Origin of the sequence: Variovorax paradoxus B4 (assembly GCF_000463015.1) — a bacterium.
Lineage (GTDB): Bacteria > Pseudomonadota > Gammaproteobacteria > Burkholderiales > Burkholderiaceae_C > Variovorax > Variovorax paradoxus_E.
This window is the reverse complement of record NC_022247.1, coordinates 2,501,648-2,517,871: the sequence shown is the minus strand read 5'-3', so window position 1 is coordinate 2,517,871 and position 16,224 is coordinate 2,501,648. Positions and strand designations below refer to the sequence as shown.

General features: G+C 66.4%; 13 protein-coding genes. 4 read left to right on the top strand and 9 right to left on the bottom strand.

What is annotated here, in order from left to right; genetic code table 11:
- Positions 1-7 precede the first annotated feature (7 nt).
- Entirely contained in the window at positions 8-775 is a 768-nt protein-coding gene (locus VAPA_RS11600; RefSeq protein ID WP_021006965.1) for a PP2C family protein-serine/threonine phosphatase, read from the top strand.
- 40 nt (positions 776-815) lie between these two features.
- On the opposite strand, the gene VAPA_RS11595 is transcribed toward VAPA_RS11600, so the two are convergent.
- The 8 genes from VAPA_RS11595 to VAPA_RS11560 all read right to left on the bottom strand — a co-directional run bounded on the left by VAPA_RS11595 (position 816) and on the right by VAPA_RS11560 (position 11,718).
- Positions 816-1,481 carry a hypothetical protein gene (locus VAPA_RS11595; protein WP_021006964.1) on the bottom strand — a complete coding sequence of 222 codons (666 nt, stop codon included), beginning with the start codon at positions 1,479-1,481 and terminating at the stop codon, positions 816-818.
- Positions 1,478-2,578: a cell division protein ZapE gene (gene zapE, locus VAPA_RS11590; RefSeq protein WP_021006963.1), complete on the bottom strand. Its 1,101-nt coding sequence runs from the start codon at positions 2,576-2,578 to the stop codon at positions 1,478-1,480. Before zapE ends, VAPA_RS11595 begins: the two co-directional genes overlap by 4 nt.
- Positions 2,579-2,582: 4 nt before the next feature.
- Positions 2,583-4,013, bottom strand: coding sequence for a dihydrolipoyl dehydrogenase (gene lpdA, locus VAPA_RS11585; RefSeq protein WP_021006962.1), 1,431 nt, complete (start codon positions 4,011-4,013; stop codon positions 2,583-2,585).
- 14 nt (positions 4,014-4,027) lie between these two features.
- Positions 4,028-5,275: a 2-oxoglutarate dehydrogenase complex dihydrolipoyllysine-residue succinyltransferase gene (gene odhB, locus VAPA_RS11580; protein ID WP_021006961.1), complete on the bottom strand. Its 1,248-nt coding sequence runs from the start codon at positions 5,273-5,275 to the stop codon at positions 4,028-4,030.
- Between the two features lie 53 nt (positions 5,276-5,328).
- Positions 5,329-8,205: a 2-oxoglutarate dehydrogenase E1 component gene (locus VAPA_RS11575; RefSeq protein ID WP_021006960.1), complete on the bottom strand. Its 2,877-nt coding sequence runs from the start codon at positions 8,203-8,205 to the stop codon at positions 5,329-5,331.
- 178 nt (positions 8,206-8,383) lie between these two features.
- Positions 8,384-10,315, bottom strand: a complete 1,932-nt coding sequence (locus VAPA_RS11570; protein ID WP_268977814.1) for a propionate--CoA ligase — start codon at positions 10,313-10,315, stop codon at positions 8,384-8,386.
- Positions 10,316-10,431: 116 nt separating this feature from the next.
- Positions 10,432-11,034 (bottom strand): isochorismatase family protein, encoded by a 603-nt coding sequence (locus VAPA_RS11565; protein WP_021006958.1) that lies wholly within the window; start codon positions 11,032-11,034, stop codon positions 10,432-10,434.
- 12 nt (positions 11,035-11,046) lie between these two features.
- A complete protein-coding gene (locus VAPA_RS11560) occupies positions 11,047-11,718 on the bottom strand; it encodes a TetR/AcrR family transcriptional regulator (protein WP_021006957.1) in 672 nt (223 codons plus the stop codon).
- A gap of 106 nt (positions 11,719-11,824) precedes the next feature.
- Here VAPA_RS11560 and VAPA_RS11555 point away from each other — a divergent pair, with 106 nt between their 5' ends.
- A complete protein-coding gene (locus VAPA_RS11555) occupies positions 11,825-13,447 on the top strand; it encodes a 4-hydroxyphenylacetate 3-hydroxylase family protein (RefSeq protein ID WP_021006956.1) in 1,623 nt (540 codons plus the stop codon).
- 10 nt (positions 13,448-13,457) lie between these two features.
- Positions 13,458-14,252, top strand: a complete 795-nt coding sequence (locus VAPA_RS11550; RefSeq protein ID WP_021006955.1) for an alpha/beta fold hydrolase — start codon at positions 13,458-13,460, stop codon at positions 14,250-14,252.
- Between the two features lie 10 nt (positions 14,253-14,262).
- Here VAPA_RS11550 and VAPA_RS11545 read toward each other — a convergent pair whose 3' ends face one another.
- On the bottom strand, positions 14,263-15,393 hold the full coding sequence (locus VAPA_RS11545) for a PQQ-dependent sugar dehydrogenase (RefSeq protein ID WP_021006954.1): 1,131 nt from the start codon (positions 15,391-15,393) through the stop codon (positions 14,263-14,265).
- 241 nt (positions 15,394-15,634) lie between these two features.
- Between VAPA_RS11545 and VAPA_RS11540 the strand changes: the two genes are divergently transcribed.
- A complete protein-coding gene (locus VAPA_RS11540; protein ID WP_021006953.1) occupies positions 15,635-16,222 on the top strand; it encodes a C40 family peptidase in 588 nt (195 codons plus the stop codon).
- Positions 16,223-16,224: the final 2 nt, after the last annotated feature.

The window sequence follows — 16,224 nt, the reverse complement described above, 5'->3', positions numbered from 1 at the left end:
TGCGCTCATGACACAAGGCTTTCGGCTTGCCGCCGCCACCGGTCTCCACAAGGGAGACCGCCCCTATCAGCAGGACCAGGTCCTGATGATGAGCCATCCGCGCGTGCCCGGCTGCATGCTGGGCATCATTGCCGACGGCATGGGCGGGCGCAGCGGCGGGCGCAAGGCCTCCGACCAGGTGCTGATGACGGCGCGCCAGCTGTTCACGCGCTACCACCCTGACCGCGACAGCTCCGCGGCCGTGCTGCGGCAGCTGCTGGAGGATGCGCACACGGTCATCAAGCTCACGGCCCTGTCGAGCGAACAGGAACCGCACAGCACGCTGGCGGCCTTTCTGATGAACCCCAGGGGCGACTGCGCCTGGATCCATGCCGGCGACTCCCGCATCTACCACTTCCAGAACGGCGAGCTCGTCACGCGCACGCGCGACCATTCCTATGTCCAGGTGCTCATCGACCGCGGCGAAATCACCGAAGCCGAGGCCAACGTCCACCCCAAGGGCAACATCCTCCTCGGATGCCTTGGCATGACCACGACACCCCCGCCCGTCGAGCCGCACTACATCCCCGCAATGCAGCCTGGCGACCTGCTGATGGCCTGCAGCGACGGGCTCTGGCACTACTTCAGCCCCGAGGAACTGGCCAGCGTCCTGTATGCGGAGCCGCCGCGCGAAGCGGTGGAAATCCTGGTGGGAGAAGCGCGCCGCCGGGCGCGCGGCACGGGCGACAACATCTCGATCGTGGTGCTGAAGCTCGAAGCGCTTCCGCAAGACTGAACGACGGCGATGGCGCCGAGCGAGCGCCCGGCGGGATGGCTCAGCGACTCGGCGACGACGCTGGCGATGCGGGCGGCAAGGGCGCTCCGCGCGGCTTGGTGCGCTCGGCGTTCTGCCGTTCGCGGCTGGCCCGGTGCTCGGCCGCCTTTTGCTGCTTGCTTTCGAAGCGTTCGACCGCCGCGGGCGCCTCGGCACGCCGCTGGGCGGCCTTGGCCTGCTCGTCGGCCTGCGCCTTCTGCTTGGCCTCGAACTGGCGCCGGCGCTCGTCGGCCTCGGCCGCCGTCGCGGCGCGGCTCGCCGCATGGTCGGCCGCGCGCTGCTCGCGGTCTTTCTGCGCCTGGCGAGACTCGTCCTGCTTCTCGGGCGTGTCTTGCGGGCGCCGGGTGGCGGCCTTCTGGTCGAGCTTCTCGAGTTCGGCCGCACCGCGCCGCTGGCGCTCGATGTCGTTGATGGCCGATTCCTGGCGCTTGATGTGATCGGTCTCGGCGCGCCGGCGCCGGCGGCTGTCGCGCAGGCAGTCTTCGACCGCGAACTTCTGGTAGCAGGCGGCGCGCTCCTTGTCGAAGCGCGCCTCGATGGCAGCGCGCTCGGCGCTGAGCCTGCTGCGTTCCGCTTCGAAGTCTGCATTGCCTGCGGCCGCGTTGGACTGCGCCCACAGCGGCAGGCTGCCCAAGGTCATCAGCACGGCGAGAACGATATTTTTCATGTCAGTCGAGTGTCCACGATGCGGCGTTCCAGGGAGAGGAACTCGCTCGATTGCATTTCGGTGAGCCTGGAAACCGTTCGCGGGAATTCATGCGCAAGCGGCCCCTCGGTGTACAACGCCTCCGGCGGTACCTCGGCCGACATGATGAGCTTGACGCGCCGGTCGTACAAGACGTCGACCAGCCAGGTGAAACGGCGTGCTTCGGAGGCCATGCGCACCGGCATGTGCGGCACGTCGGACAGCAGCACGGTGTGGAACTGGCTGGCGATCTCCAGATAGTCGTTCTGCGAGCGCGGTCCGCCGCACAGCGTCTTGAAGTCGAACCAGACCACGCCGCCGGCCTTGCGCCTGGCGCGGATCTCGCGCTGCTCGATGTGCAGGACCGGGTTTTCGTCGGCTGTTTCGGCCAACCTGTCGAAGGCCTTGCGCATCTCCTTTTCGGCCGAAGCATCGTTCGGCGTCAGGTACATGCGCAGTTGCTCGAGCGTGCGGCGCCGGTAGTCGGTGCCATTGTCCACGCTCAGGACCTCGAGCTTCTCGTTGAGCAGCGCGATCGCGGGCAGGATGCGGTCGCGGTGCAGCCCGCCAGGATAAAGATCGTCGGGCCTGAAATTGGAGGTGGTGACAAAGCCCACGCCGTTCTCGAACAGCGCCACCAGCAGGCGATGAAGGATCATCGCGTCGGTGATGTCCGCCACGTGGAACTCGTCGAAGCAGATCAGCTTGTAGCGCTTGGAGATGCGCCGCCCCAGCTCGTCGAGCGGGTTGACCGTGCCCTGCAGCTCGCGCAGTTCGCGGTGCACCTCGCGCATGAACTCGTGAAAGTGCAGCCGCGTCTTGCGCCGCAGCGGCACCGCGTTGAAGAACAGGTCCATCAGGAAGCTCTTGCCCCGGCCGACGCCACCGTACATGTAGACGCCGCGCGGCAGCTCGGGCCGGTTGATGAACTTCTTCAGCGCGTTGGAACGCTGGGCCTTGTAGTCGCCCCACTCCCGGGCGCAGCGATCCAGCGCCTCGACGGCGCGCAGCTGCGCGGGATCGCTGCGGAACCCGCGCACAGCGAGTTCCGCCTCATAGGCCTGTTTGACGCTGGTCAATGGATCAGAAGTTCAGCGTGCGCTTGTCCACGGCAAGTGCCGCTTCCTTCGTGGCTTCCGACAGCGACGGGTGCGCATGGCAGATGCGCGCGATGTCTTCGGCGCTGGCCTTGAACTCCATCGCCACCACGGCTTCGGAGATCAGCTCGCTGGCCTGCGGGCCCACGATGTGCACGCCGAGGATCTCGTCGGTGGCCGCGTCGGCCAGGAACTTGACCATGCCGGTCGTGTCGCCCAGCGCGCGTGCGCGGCCGTTCGCGAGGAACGGGAAGGTGCCGGCCTTGTAGGCACGGCCCGCGGCCTTGAGCTGCTGCTCGGTCTGGCCGACCCACGCGATCTCGGGGTTGGTGTAGATCACCCACGGCACGGTGTTGAAGTTGACGTGGCCGTGCTGGCCCGCAATGCGCTCCGCCACGGCAACGCCCTCTTCCTCGGCCTTGTGCGCGAGCATCGGGCCGCGCACCACGTCGCCGATGGCCCAGACGTTGGGCAGGCTGGTCTTGCAGTCGTCGTCCACGGCGATGGCGCCGCGCTCGTCGAGCTTCAGGCCCACGGCCTCGGCGTTCAGGCCGATGGTGTTGGGCACGCGGCCGATCGAGACGATCAGCTTGTCGACTTCCAGCGTCTGGGCTTCGCCCTTGGCATTGGTCCAGGCCACGCTCACGCCCTTCTTGGACGACTTGATCTCGCCGACCTTGACGCCGAGCTCGATCTTGAGCTTCTGCTTGTCGAAGGCCTTCTTGGCTTCCTTGGCGATCTGCTCGTCGACCGCGCCGAGGAAGGTCGGCAGCGCTTCGAGCACCGTGACTTCGGCGCCGAGGCGGCGCCACACCGAACCCATTTCAAGGCCGATGACGCCCGAGCCGATCAGGCCCAGCCTCTTCGGCACCGCGCCGATGCGCAGCGCGCCGTCGTTCGAGAGGATGTTCTCCTCGTCGAACGGCGCACCCGGCAACGCGCGGGCGTTGGAGCCCGTGGCCACGATGATGTGCTTGCCGTCGATCGACTCTTCGGCAGCGCCCGCCACCTTGATCTCGTAGCCGGCTTCGCCCGCCTTCACGAACGAGCCGCGGCCATGGAAGAAGGTGATCTTGTTCTTCTTGAACAGGTACAGGATGCCGTCGTTGTTCTGCTTCACGACCTGGTCCTTGCGGGCCAGCATCTTGTCGAGATCCAGGCCCAGGCCTTCGACCTTGATGCCGTGCTCGGCAAAGTGGTGGCCGGCCTGGTCGAAGTGCTCCGACGATTGCAGCAGCGCCTTCGACGGAATGCAGCCGACGTTGGTGCAGGTGCCGCCCGGTGCGGGGCCGCCCTTGGCGTTCTTCCACTCGTCGATGCAGGCCACGTTGAAGCCGAGCTGCGCCGCGCGGATCGCGGCGATGTAGCCGCCAGGGCCGCCGCCGATGACGATGACGTCGAATTGTTTGTTTGCCATCTGATTCTTTCTCCTCAGATGTCGAACAGCAGGCGCGACGGATCTTCCAGCGCTTCCTTCATGGCGACCAGGCCCAGCACGGCTTCGCGGCCGTCGATGATGCGGTGGTCGTAGCTCATGGCGAGGTAGTTCATCGGGCGGATGACGATCTGGCCGTTCTCGACCACGGCGCGGTCCTTGGTGGCGTGCACGCCCAGGATGGCCGACTGCGGCGGGTTGATGATCGGGGTCGAGAGCATCGAGCCGAAGGTGCCGCCGTTCGAGATGGAGAAGGTGCCGCCGGTCATCTCTTCGATGCCGAGCTTGCCGTCCTGCGCCTTCTTGCCGTATTCGGCGATCTTCTTCTCGATGTCGGCAAAGCTCATCTGGTCGGCGTTGCGCAGAATGGGCACCACCAGGCCGCGCGGCGAACCGACGGCAATGCCGATGTCGAAGTAGCCGTGGTACAGGATGTCGTTGCCGTCGACCGAGGCGTTGATCACCGGGTACTTCTTGAGCGCATGCACCGCGGCCTTCACGAAGAAGCTCATGAAGCCGAGCTTCACGCCGTGTTCCTTGGTGAAGCTGTCCTGGAAGCGCTTGCGCAGTTCCATGACGGGCGCCATGTTGACTTCATTGAAGGTCGTCAGGATGGCGTTGGTCGATTGCGACTGCAGCAGGCGCTCGGCGATGCGGGCGCGCAGGCGGCTCATCGGCACGCGCTGCTCGGGGCGTTCGCCCAGATCAGGCGCGCTGGCGGGTGCGGCGACCTGTGGCAGAGCGGGCTTGGCGGCCGGTGCGGCCACGGCGGCCGCGGGCTTGGCGCCCGAAGCGACTGCGCCGAGCACGTCGCCCTTGGTGACGCGGCCGTCCTTGCCGGTGCCGGCGACGTCGCTGGTCTTCAGGTTGTTGTCGGCCAGCAGCTTGGCGGCGGCGGGCATGGCGACGTCCGACTTCGCGCCGCCGGTGGCGGCGGCAGCCGCTGCTGCCGGGGCCGGCGCGGCAGCGGGTGCTGTTGCAGGCGCTGCGGCACTTGCCTTGCCTTCGGTGTCGATCTTCGCGATCAGCTGGTCGGCCACCACGGTGGCGCCATCGGGCTGCACGATTTCGGCCAGCACGCCAGCCGAGGGCGCGGGCACTTCGAGCACGACCTTGTCGGTCTCGATCTCGATCAGGATTTCATCGACGGCGACGGCTTCGCCGGCTTTCTTCTTCCAGGTGAGCATGGTGGCTTCGGCCACGGATTCGGAAAGCTGGGGGACTTTGACTTCTACGATAGACATTTGGAGAGAGCTCCGGATTTTTCTTGAGGTGTTCGTGTGAAAAGAGGCTTGTTTTACTTGGTCAGCACGAAGCCCTTGAGCTTGCCAAATGCGCCATCGACGAGCGCCTTCTGCTGTTCCTGGTGCAGGTGCGAGTAGCCGACTGCGGGCGATGCCGAAGCGGCACGGCCGGAGTAGCCGAGCTTCTGGCCGTCCTGCATGTTCTCGTGGATGTAGTGCTGCACGAAGAACCAGGCGCCCTGGTTCTGCGGCTCGTCCTGGCACCACACCACATCGGCGAGGTTCGGGTACTTCTTGAGCTCGGTGGCGAAAGCCTTGTGCGGGAACGGATAGAGCTGCTCGACGCGGATGATTGCCACGTCGTCGTCGCCCTTTTCTTCGCGCTTCTTGGCCAGGTCGTAGTAGACCTTGCCCGAGCAGGCGATCAGGCGCTTGACCTTCTCGGCCTTCAGGCCCTTGCTGTCCGGAATGACCGTCTGGAAGCCACCCTTGGTGAACTCGGACAGCGGCGAGGTCGCGTCCTTGTTACGCAGCAGCGACTTCGGCGTCATGATGATCAGCGGCTTGCGCAGGTTGCGCACCATCTGGCGGCGCAGCACGTGGAAGATCTGGCTGGCCGTGGTGGGCTGCACCACCTGCATGTTGGTGTCGGCGCTCAGCTGCATGAAGCGCTCCAGGCGCGCCGAGCTGTGCTCGGGGCCCTGGCCTTCGTAGCCGTGCGGCAGCATCATGGTCAGGCCGTTGACGCGGCCCCACTTCACTTCGCCCGAGGCGATGAACTGGTCGATCACCACTTGCGCGCCGTTCACGAAGTCGCCGAACTGGGCTTCCCAGATCACCAGCGTGTTCGGGTCGTTCGAGGCGTAGCCGTATTCGAACGCGAGCACGGCCTCTTCCGACAGGATCGAGTCGATCACGACGAACGGTGCCTGGTTCTCGGCCACGTTCTGCAGCGGCGTGTAGGTGCCTTCGTCGAACTTCTCGCGGTTCTGGTCGTGCAGCACGGCGTGGCGGTGCGTGAACGTGCCGCGGCCGCTGTCTTCGCCCGACAGGCGCACCGGGTAGCCGCTGGCCACCAGCGAGGCAAAGGCCATGTGCTCGCCCATGCCCCAGTCGACGTTCACGTCGCCGCGGCCCATGGCGGCACGGTCGTCCAGCACCTTCTTCACGAGCGGGTGCACCGTGAAGCCGGCCGGCACCGTGGTGATCTTCTCGGCCAGGCGCTTCCACTCGCTGGACGGAATGGCGGTGTCGCCGGCGTCGGTCCACTTCTTGTTGAGGTACGGATTCCAGTCGACGGCGTACTTGCTCTTGAAGTTCGTGAGCACCGGGTCGACCGTGTTGCGGCCTTCGTCGAAGGCGGCGCGCTGGGCCTTGACCATGTCGTCGCCGAGCGTGTCGCCCAGGCCCTGCGTCGCCAGCTTGTCGGCGTACAGCTTGCGCGTGCCGGGGTGCTGGGCGATCTTCTTGTACATGAGCGGCTGCGTGAGCGAGGGAGTGTCCTGCTCGTTGTGGCCGAGCTTGCGGAAGCAGATGATGTCGACCACCACGTCCTTCTGGAACTCCATGCGGAATTCAAGGGCGAGCTGGGTGGCGAGCACCACGGCCTCGGGATCGTCGCCGTTCACGTGCAGCACCGGCGCCTCGATCATCTTGACGATGTCCGAGCAGTACAGCGTCGAGCGGCTGTCGCGCGGGTCGCTGGTGGTGAAGCCGATCTGGTTGTTGATGACGATGTGCACCGTGCCGCCCGTGAAGTAGCCACGGGTTTCGGCCAGTGCCAGCGTTTCCATCACGACGCCCTGGCCCGCGAAGGCGGCGTCGCCGTGCACCAGCACGGGCAGCACCTGCTTGCCCTGCGGGTCGGCGCGGCGGTCCATGCGGGCGCGCACCGAGCCTTCGACCACGGGGTTCACGATCTCGAGGTGCGAGGGATTGAACGCCAGGCTCAGGTGCACCGGGCCGCCGGGCGTGGTCACGTCCGAGCTGAAGCCCTGGTGGTACTTGACGTCGCCGCTGGGCAGGTCTTCGGGTGCGGTGTGGTCGAACTCGGCGAACAGGTCGGCCGGCATCTTGCCGAGCGAGTTGACCAGCACGTTGAGGCGGCCGCGGTGGGCCATGCCGATCACGATTTCCTGCACGCCCTTGATGCCGGCCTGGTTGATCAGCTCGTCCATCGAGACGATGAAGCTCTCGCCGCCTTCGAGCGAGAAGCGCTTCTGGCCGACGTACTTGGTGTGCAGGAAGCGTTCGAGGCCTTCGGCCGCGGTCAGGCGGTTCAGCACGTGCTTCTTCTGGTCCGCGTTGAGCTGCGGGTTGGTGCGGGCGCTTTCGAGCTTCTGCTGCCACCAGCGCTTGTGGTTCTGGTCGGTGGTGTACATGTACTCGGCACCCATCGTGCCGCAGTACGTTTCGCGCAAGGCATTGAGCAGGTCGCGCAGCGACATGGCCTCCCTGCCGAAGAAGGTGTTGCTGGTGTTGAACACCGTCTCGAGGTCGGCGTCGGTGAAGCCGTAGAACGAGGGCTCGAGTTCCGGAATGGCCGGGCGCTCGGCGCGCTTGAGGGGGTCCAGGTCGGCCCAGCGGGCGCCGACGTTGCGGTAGGCGGCAATCAGCTGCTGGACGGCGGTGCGCTTGCGGCCGAGCTCGGAATCCGCGCCGCTGGCCTGCACGACCTTGGTGGTGCCCTGCTTCGCGCGTTCGGCAAAGGCGTTGATCACCGGCTGGTGCGGGACGTCCCGGGTGTTGGAGCCATCGACCGCGGGCACGTTCTGCAGGGCGTCGAAGTACGAACGCCAGTTGTCAGGCACGCTTCCGGGATTGGAGAGGTAGTTTTCGTACATCTCTTCGACATAGGGCGCATTGCCGCCGAAGAGGTACGTGTTGCCCTGATACGCGGCATACGCCGTGGGCTTGGAGGAATCGCTCATGATCCGCTGACCTTCGCTTCCCTGAAGGAAGCACTAGCTGGTTAAGAAACCTTCCGCGACACGGCTGAACCGATTGGCGGATGCGACTGTGGCTGGGGAAGGGCCTGAGTACCTTCGCATTGTGCCACGTCAAACATATGACGGCTGGACGCGGCTTCGCAAGGCCGGTTTCGCTCACTCAGGCGGAAGAAACCAGCTGCCTGATCTGCTGCAGGGTGGCGGGGTCGTCGATGGTGGTCAGGTCGCCCGGATCGCGCTGCTCGCACACGGCCTGGATGGCGCGCCGCAGCAGCTTGCCGCTGCGGGTCTTGGGCAGGCCCGAGACGAAGCGCACCCGGGCGGGCCGTGCCAGCGCGCCGAGCTGGTCGGCCACCACTTTCATGATCTCGCCTTCGAGCTTCAGCGCCGCGTCGGCATCGGTCACGGCGATGCCGTCCTTCGGCACCACGAAAGCCATCGCCACCTGGCCCTTGAGCGCATCGGCCACACCGACCACCGCCACCTCCGCCACGTTGGCGTGGCCCGAGATGCTCTCTTCGATCTCCCGGGTGCCGAGGCGGTGGCCGGCCACGTTGATCACGTCGTCGGTGCGCCCGAGGATGTAGAAATAACCGTCTTCGTCGCGGATGCCCCAGTCGAAGGTCGAATAGACCATCTTGCCCGGCACGCTCTTCCAGTAGGTGTTGACGAAGCGCGCATCGTCCTTCCACACGGTCTGCATGAAGCCGGGCGGGGTGGGCCCTTCGACCACGACCACGCCCTTTTCATTGGGGGCGGTCAATTCCTCGCCGGTCGATTCGTGCAGGATCTTGATCCGGTAGCCGTACATCGGAACACCGGGGCTGCCGAACTTGCTGGGCTTGGCCTCGACCCCGTTGGCAATGGTGATCATCGGCCAGCCCGACTCCGTCTGCCAGTAGTTGTCGATGATGGGCACGCCCAGGCCTTCGCTGATCCAGCGCGCGGTGGGCTCGTCGAGCGGCTCGCCGGCCAGGAACAGCGCGCGCAGGCTCGACAGGTCGTATTTCTTGAGCAGCGCCGGGTCCTGCTTCTTGAGCACGCGCACGGCGGTGGGCGCGCTGAACATCACCGTCACCTTGTATTTCTCGACCAGGCGCCACCAGATGCCGCCGTCGGGCTGCCGGTCGATGCCCTGGGTGGGCAGGCCCTCGTACATGAGGGTGGCCATGCCGGCGATCAGCGGACCGTAGACGATGTAGCTGTGGCCCACCACCCAGCCGATGTCGCTGGTCGAGAAGTAGGTTTCGCCAGGCCGGCCGTCGAAGATGTGCTTCATGCTCGCGGCCAGCGCCACGGCATAGCCGCCCACGTCGCGCTGCACGCCCTTGGGCTTGCCGGTGGTGCCGCTGGTGTAGATGGTGTAGCTGATGTCGGTCGAGGCCAGCCAGGCGCAGGGCACCTCGGCGTCGAGGTGCTTGCGTCGAAGTTCGCTCGCCACATGGTCGCGGCCGGCCGTCAGGTCCATGGGCGCCAGGCCGCGGTCGGTGAGCAGCACCGCGGCCGGCTTGTGCTTCGACAGCCGGATCGCCTCGTCGAGCAGCGGCTTGTACGCAATGACCTTGCCGCCGCGCGAGCCGGCATCGGCGCTCACGACCACCTTGGGCTCGGCGTCCTCGATGCGCGTGGCCAGCGAGCCGCTCGCGAATCCGCCGAACACCACGCAGTGGATGGCGCCGATGCGTGCGCAGGCCAGCATCGCGAAGGCGGCTTCGGGAATCATCGGCATATAGATGAGCACGCGGTCGCCGTTCCCCACGCCCAGTTCCATCAGGCTGGCGGCGGTGCGCTGCACCTCGGCGTGCAGTTCCTTGAAGCTGTAGATCTTCTCGGCGCCGGTTTCGGTGGAAACGAAGATCAGCGCGGGCTGGTCGCCGCGCGTGGCCAGGTGCCGGTCGACCGCGTTGTGGCACAGGTTGGTGGTGCCGCCGACGAACCAGCGCGCAAACGGCGGCTGGCTGGCGTCGAGGATCTGCTCTGCGGGGGTCTGCCAGTCGATCAGCTTCGCCTGCTCGGCCCAGAAGGCCTCGGGCGCATCCACGGACTGGCGATAGAACTCTTCGTAGCGGCTCATCTGGACATGTCTCCTTATTCGTCCGGCCCTGGCGGCATCGCCAAAACTGAATTCATAATTATGGAGACTGATCTTGCAGCAAGCTGACGGCCGGAACAATCGGGCCGAGCCCTGTCATGCGCCGCCGATTCCGGCTATCGAATCAGCGCGAGCAGCTCGTCAAAGGCGGGGTGTTCCGCCGTGCGCAGCCATTCGAAGCCGACCATCTCCGTCGTCACGAGTTCGGCCCCGGCGCCGGCCAGCCGGTCGAAGGCGGCATCGCGGTTGCGCTCGGTGCGCGAGCTGCAGGCATCCGTGACGACCCAGACCTCGAATTCGTCTTCCAGCAGGTCGAGCGCGGTCTGCAGCAGACAGACGTGGGCTTCGCAGCCGGCGATCACGATGGAATTGCGCTCTTCGGCTCCCGCCGCAGGCTTCTGCAGATGCTTGGGCAGGCTGCGGGCATTGCCCTGCGGCGCCTTCGCCGGCACGCGCAGCCATTCGCCCAGGCCTTCTTCCACGCCGCTGAAGTGCATCTTCGACAGGGTGCGCTGGCACAGCGCGCGGATGTCGGGCAGGTTCTCGCCCAGCTTGGAGGGGTTGTGCTCGGTGCCCCACACCGGCACCTGGAACAACCGGGCCATCTTGCCGAGCCGCACCGCGTTCTGCGCGACCGCCTCGCCCTCGAAGATCGCCGGCATCAGCCGCGCCTGGTAGTCGACCAGAACGAGTTGGGAGAGCGAGGCATCGAGCAGCATGAACAGTTTCTTTCAGGTATCGGTTGAATTGGGCTGAACCGTACCACTGAAAAGACCGGCTGGGCGCGGGCCGCCATCGACGCGCTGCACGAGCTGCGCCACGTAGTTCTTGAACAGCGCATCGGCCGACTGCCTGAACATGCGGATGCGCCCGGTGTGCTGCATCAGCAGCAGGCCGACGCCGTGCGCGAACAGCGAAGTATTTTCTCGCAAGGCACTGTCTGCATCGAGCCCCATCGCCAGCAGCGCCTCTTCGCACGGGCGCAAGGCCTGATAGAGGTGGTCGTTCAGTTCGTGGTCGAGCTCGCTGGTCAGGCCGCGCGGACGCATGCCCTGCACCAGATAGAAGCCCAGGTCGAGCTCGCGCGGGTTCGCGGCGTAGAAGTCGAACCACGCCTGGGCCCTGGCGGCGAGCGTCTGGCCGGGGCGATCCCCTGACGCAGAGGCATCGGCCACGGCCGCCTGCAAGCGCTGGATCGACTCGCCGAGCAAGGCCGCGTAGATCGCCTCCTTGCTCTCGAAGTACGAATAGATCGCGCCCGGCGTGTACCCGGCCTTGCGGGCAATTTCGCGAATGCTCGCGCCCTCGATGCCAGCCTCCAGAAAGACCGCGCGGGCGGCGTCGAGCACGAGCGCGCGGCGGGCGTCTGTGAGCGCCTGGCGGCGGTGAAGCTTGGCTTGCATGGGCGGGACTATAGCCTTCGATCGATCGCTGCTCCTTTTTTTTAACCATTGATCAAAAAATTGAACAGTGTTTAAATTCAGACCGGAACTCCAGGAGACACGCACGATGAACGCCCCGCCCCCCAGCGCCTCCCTCATGTCCGGCGCCGACTATCGCGAGTCGCTGCGCCGCTGTCGGCCGACCGTGTTCGTCGACGGCCGCCGCGTCGAGAGCGTGGCGGACGAAGCCGCGTTCCAGCCCGGCATCAATGCCATCGCCCTCACCTACGACTACGCCCTCAAGAAGGAATACGAGCCGCTGATGACCGCCGTGCAGCACACCAGCGGCAAGCGCGTGAACCGGCTCTCCCACCTCAACACCCGCTCGGGCGACCTGCTCAACAAGCTCGAGGCCGTGCGGCTGGTCTGCCAGGAAACCGGCTGCGCCCAGCGCTACCTGACGCACGACGCGCTCAACGCCATCGCGCAGGTGTCGGCCCGCATCGACGACGCGCGCGGCAGCACCGAGCACACCGCGCGCTTCCTCGATTACCTGCACCGCATCCAGGACCAGGACCTGACCCTCGGCGTGGCCATGACCGACGCCAAGGGCGACCGCAGCCGGCGTCCGCACGAGCAGGCGAACGTCGACAGCTACCTGCACGTGGTCGAGCGCAATGCGCGCGGCATCGTGATCTCGGGCACCAAGGCCATCGTGACCGGGGCTCCCTACGTGCACGAGCTGCTGGTCATGCCCTGCCGCAACATGGGCAGGGAGGACGCCGACTTCGCCGTGTGCTGCGCGGTGCCGCTCGATGCGCCCGGGCTCGCGATCGTCGCGCGGCCGGCCGGCCGCCCTGGCGAGAAGCTCGAGCACGGCGACGCCCTCTTCAGCCGCAAGTACGGCCAGAGCACCGGCGTGTGCATGTTCGACAAGGTCTTCGTGCCCTGGGAGCGCGTGTTCTGCGCAGGCGAGTGGGAACACTCCGGCCACCTGACCTACAGCTACGCCACCCATCACCGCCACAGTTGCATCGGCGCCCGTGCGGGCTTCGGCGACCTGCTGATCGGTGCCGGCGCGCTGATGTGCGAGGCCAACGGCTTCGACCCGGGCAAGGAAAGCCACCTGCGCGAACAGATGGTCGAGCTCATCACCATCACCGAGAGCTTCTTTGCCTGCGGCGTGGCGGCCAGCGTCTACGGCAAGGCCGACGAACACTGCGAGGTCTTCATGCCCGACCCGGTGTTCAGCAACATCGGCAAGCTGCTGCTGGCCACGAAGATCTACGACATGCACCGCATCGCGCACTACGTGAGCGGCGGCCTGATCGTCACCCTGCCCGGCCCCGACGAAGACCACAACCCCGAAACCGCCGCCCGCCTGTCGGACGTGCTGCGCGCCAGTCCGGCGATCCCGTACGAGCAGCGCATCGAGACGGCGCGCTTCATCGAAGACCTGACGGCCGGCTACCAGGGCGGCTGGTACAGCGTGATCAGCCTGCACGGCGGCGGCTCGCCGGCGGCCATGAAGCAGGAGATCTGGCGCAACTATCCGGTCGGCTCCAAGGTCGAGCTGGTCGAGCGCATCCTCGAGCGCGGCATCGCGGCCGATGGCTCGCCCGCGGCCGCGCCGCACGATCCCGCCCGCGCCATCACGAGGAACCGCCAGCCCGGCAAGTGCTGCGACACGGGCTGCACCGCACCCGGCCAGCCGGTGAGGGTCGAACTGCCGGCATCGCGGCGCCCCTAGACTCCGGCGCATGCGGATCTTTTCGGCCCGGTGCCCCCTCACCATCCTGAGCCTTTGCGCGGCGCTCGCGGCCACCGGCTGCGGCGGCCTGCGCACGACCAGGGCGCCGCTGGACAGCACGCTCGAGAAAAGCAGCTGCACGCCGAACGCCGACACGCTGATCGTGATGCTGCCCGGCGCGTACTCGCACCCGGACGAATTCGAGCGCGAAGGCTTCGTCAAGGCGCTGAACGACAACAGGCTCGCGGTGGACGTGATGCGGGTCGATGCGCACCTGGGCTACTACAACGACAAGACCATCCTCGACCGCCTGAGCCGGGACGTGATGGCGCCGGCGCGCAGCAAGGGCTACAAGGCCATCTGGATCGTCGGCATTTCGGTCGGCGGCTTCGGCGGACTGCTCTACGCGCAGACCCACCCCGGCGAACTCGCGGGCCTCGTGGCCATTGCGCCCTACCTCGGAGAGCGCGCGCTCGGCGCCGACATCGCCAATGCCGGCGGCCTGGCCCGCTGGAGCGGACCGCTGGGCGATCCACCGGGCGGCGACCCGCGAACGCCGAACGAGACACAGCTGTGGCAATGGCTGCGCGGCTACGTCGGCGCCACGGCCACATTCGGCGCGCGGCCGCCGCTCTATCTGGGCTATGGCGTCGACGACCGCTTTGCCTTCAGCCATCGGCTCCTGGCAGCCGCACTGCCTGCGGGCCGCGTCTTCACGACCGAAGGCGGCCACGACTGGCCCGAGTGGACGCGGCTCTGGCGCCGCATGCTGCCGACACTGCCGCTGCCGGGCTGCCCCGGCTGAAAGCACGGCCTCAGTTCGGCCGCAGGCGCAGCAGCTTGCCGTCGAATTCGTCGGTCAGCACGTAGAGCAGGCCGTCCGGCCCCTGCTTCACATCACGGATACGGGCTTTGCCGTCAGCCAGCAGCTTGTGCTCGGCCCCCACCTTGCCGTCCTTCAGTTCGATGCGGTCGAGGTAGCCGAACTTGAGCGATCCCACGAACAGATTGCCCTTCCATGCCGCACCGTAGCGGTCGCTGGTCAGGAAAGCCATGCCCGAGGGCGCAATCGACGGCACCCAATAGTGCAGCGGCTGTTCCATGCCGTCCTTGGCCGTGAGGCCCTCGCCGATCTTTCCGCCGCCGTAGTTCTCGCCGTAGGTGATCACCGGCCAGCCGTAGTTGCGGCCGGCCTGCGCAATGTTGATCTCGTCGCCGCCCTGCGGGCCGTGCTCGGTCATCCAGAAGCGGCCATCGGGCGCGAGCGTCGCGCCCTGTCCGTTGCGATGGCCATAGCTCCAGATCTCGGGCAGCGCGCCGGCCCGGCCGGCGAAGGGGTTGTCCTTGGGCGCCGAGCCGTCCTTGGCGATGCGCACCACCTTGCCGAGGTGGTTGTCCAGCTTCTGCGCATCGTCCTTGCGGCTGAACCGGTCGCCCAGCGTGAGAAACAGCGTGCCATCGCGCGACTCGACGATGCGGCAGCCGAAATGGTTGCGGCTGGCCACCTTGGGCTGCTGGCTGAAGATGATCCTGAGGTTCTCGAGCCGTGCGCCGTCGGCCGAAAGCTGCGTGCTGGCCAGTGCCGTGCTGTTGCCCGAACCGCCGGCCTCGGGTTCCGAGAAACAGAAATACAGCGTGCGGTTCTTTTCGAAGCCCGAATCGGCCAGCACGTCGAGCAAGCCGCCCTGGCCGCCGGCCGCAATGGCGGGCAGGCCTGCGATGGGTGCACCGACCTTGCCGTCCGCACCGATCAGCCGCAACCGGCCGGGACGCTCGGTGACCACGAAACGGCCGCCTGGCAGAAAGGCGACCCCCCAGGGGGTCTCCAGACCCGACGAAATGGTTTCCGGCCGTATCTGCGCCATGGCGGCGCCCCAGACACCCAGCCCTGCGACGATGGCCGTCTTCCCTAGGACGCGCAGAGCTTCCTGAATTTGCAGGTTCATGTCTTTTCCGGGTAGTTGGAGCGATCTTGACGCGAAATGGGATGCGAATCCAGGCTGTTCGCCCCTTCGCCAGGAGCACAAAAGTTCACTTCCAGCCAATCGCTTATGGTTCATAAAGATCGGCCGTTACATTTTTTCTTCGCTCGAATCAAAAAAAATCAACCAAATCAATAACTTGAAGATACATTCGCCAATTCGGATGAGGTTGACATAACTGCGCGTCATCAATATCCTACGCGCCATGCGTTTTTTCGTCCTACCCGCGTCCCTCCTGTTTGCCGTCGCCGTCCAGGCCGCCCCCCAACAGGATCGAACCGACGACGAACTGGCCCGGTTGCTCGCCGACAAGGGCATCATCGGACAACTCAGGCAGGTCCGCCAAACCGTCGCCGAACGAACTTCCGACCTCGTGGTCACCGCCATCGGCTTCCTCGGGGTCCCTTACCGCCGTGGCGGCAACTCGGTCGAATCCGGTTTTGATTGCAGCGGCTTCGTTCGCGCGATGTACAACCAGACGCTCGGCCATGTGCTGCCGCGCCGGGCCGAAGAGCAGGCGGCCGCCACCGAGAAGATCGATCCCAGCCAGCTCAAGCCGGGCGATCTCGTCTTCTTCAACACCATGCGCCGCGCCTTCAGCCATGTCGGCATCTATGTCGGCGAAGGCAAGTTCATCCATTCGCCGCGCACGGGCGCCCAGGTGCGTGTGGAAGACATGAACGGCAGCTACTGGAGCCGCCGCTTCGACGGCGCGCGCCGCGTGCTCGGCGGCGCACAGAACGACGACATCAAGGCCGCGGCTGCAGCAGCTGCAACCCACACCGGCAACTGAGC

Excerpts from the sequence above, each read along its gene's own strand:
- VAPA_RS11545 (WP_021006954.1), bottom strand. The coding sequence starts at position 15,393 with ATGAACCTGCAAATTCAGGAAGCTCTGCGCGTCCTAGGGAAGACGGCC.
- VAPA_RS11595 (WP_021006964.1), bottom strand. The coding sequence starts at position 1,481 with ATGAAAAATATCGTTCTCGCCGTGCTGATGACCTTGGGCAGCCTGCCG.
- odhB (WP_021006961.1), bottom strand. The coding sequence starts at position 5,275 with ATGTCTATCGTAGAAGTCAAAGTCCCCCAGCTTTCCGAATCCGTGGCC.
- VAPA_RS11555 (WP_021006956.1), top strand. The coding sequence starts at position 11,825 with ATGAACGCCCCGCCCCCCAGCGCCTCCCTCATGTCCGGCGCCGACTAT.
- VAPA_RS11550 (WP_021006955.1), top strand. The coding sequence starts at position 13,458 with ATGCGGATCTTTTCGGCCCGGTGCCCCCTCACCATCCTGAGCCTTTGC.
- VAPA_RS11600 (WP_021006965.1), top strand. The coding sequence starts at position 8 with ATGACACAAGGCTTTCGGCTTGCCGCCGCCACCGGTCTCCACAAGGGA.
- VAPA_RS11540 (WP_021006953.1), top strand. The coding sequence starts at position 15,635 with ATGCGTTTTTTCGTCCTACCCGCGTCCCTCCTGTTTGCCGTCGCCGTC.
- VAPA_RS11565 (WP_021006958.1), bottom strand. The coding sequence starts at position 11,034 with ATGCTGCTCGATGCCTCGCTCTCCCAACTCGTTCTGGTCGACTACCAG.
- VAPA_RS11560 (WP_021006957.1), bottom strand. The coding sequence starts at position 11,718 with ATGCAAGCCAAGCTTCACCGCCGCCAGGCGCTCACAGACGCCCGCCGC.
- lpdA (WP_021006962.1), bottom strand. The coding sequence starts at position 4,013 with ATGGCAAACAAACAATTCGACGTCATCGTCATCGGCGGCGGCCCTGGC.
- VAPA_RS11575 (WP_021006960.1), bottom strand. The coding sequence starts at position 8,205 with ATGAGCGATTCCTCCAAGCCCACGGCGTATGCCGCGTATCAGGGCAAC.